Annotated in this window: 1 protein-coding gene; it reads left to right on the top strand. The window is 71.9% G+C overall.

What is annotated here, in order from left to right; translation table 11 throughout:
• The coding region (locus tag AC1D15_RS33655) for a methyl-accepting chemotaxis protein (RefSeq protein ID WP_477829478.1) at positions 1 to 1,100 on the top strand (1,100 nt) is incomplete at both ends.

The raw sequence follows: 1,100 nt of genomic DNA, 5'->3' as shown, positions 1-1,100 counted from the left end.
GCTGAGCGAGCCGCTGCGTGCGGAACTCGGGCTCGACAAGGGCGTGCCCGCCGCCGCCGAGCTGCGCGGGCTGTCGCGCCGCTACCTGCTGGGCAGCAGCGTCAAGGGCGACGTGTCGCGCTTCAAGGCCGCCGGCACGCGCGCGTTCGAAGGTTTCTGGGCGCTGAACGCACGGGCGCTGTCCACCACCGAACGGCTGCTGCAGCAGCGCCTGCACGACACGGGCGTGCGCCGCAACACCGTGATCTCGATGCTGCTGGGCAGCCTGTTGCTCGCCGCGTACCTGTTCTGGTCGTTCCGCCAGGCCACCCAGGGCGGGCTCGAGGTGGTCGCCCGCCACATGGCGCGCATGCAACACGGCGACCTGACCGGCTCGCCGACCGCCTGGGGGCGCGACGAAGCGGCGCGGCTGATCGTCGCGGCGAAGGCCTTGCAGCAATCGTTCTCCGGCATCGTCGGCGACGTGCGGCAGGTGAGCGGCCACGTGCTCGACGCGAGCGCGAACCTCGACGGGCACGCCCGCCAGCTGGTGGCCGGCAACGAGGCATCGCGCGGCCACATGCAGCAATGCGCGCACGCGATGCAGCGGATCTCGCAGGCCGCGGGGCACACCCGCAGCGTGGTCGATACGGCCGCCCGCCTGTGCGACGCGAACGTGCAGGCCGCCCACGCCGGCCAGCATGCGGTGCGCAGCCAGGTGCAGACCATGGCGGAGCTGCGCGAGCTGTCGGCCACGATCGCCGACGTGACGCGCGTCGTCGACACGATCGCCTTCCAGACCAACCTGCTGGCGCTSAACGCGGCCGTCGAGGCGGCCCGCGCCGGAAGCGCCGGCAAGGGATTCGGCGTCGTGGCGGCCGAGGTGCGCACGCTGGCCGACCGCTCGGCATCGGCCGCGCGCGAGATCCGCGGCCTGATCGACACCAACGTGCAGCGGGTCGAGAGCAGCACGCGCATCAGCAGCGAGGCGAGCCTCAAGATGAACGAGCTGGTGGCCAATGCGCAGCAGCTGACCGGCTTGCTCGGGTCCATCTCGAACGCCGCCGACGAGCAGAACCGCTGCATCGGCCATGTCGACACCGCGCTGGTATCGCTGGAAC

The sequence above is a fragment of the Rhizobacter sp. P2_H2 genome (genome assembly GCF_056403375.1).
The sequence above is the reverse complement of the archived record's forward strand: the minus strand, read 5'-3'. Positions and strand labels throughout refer to the sequence as shown.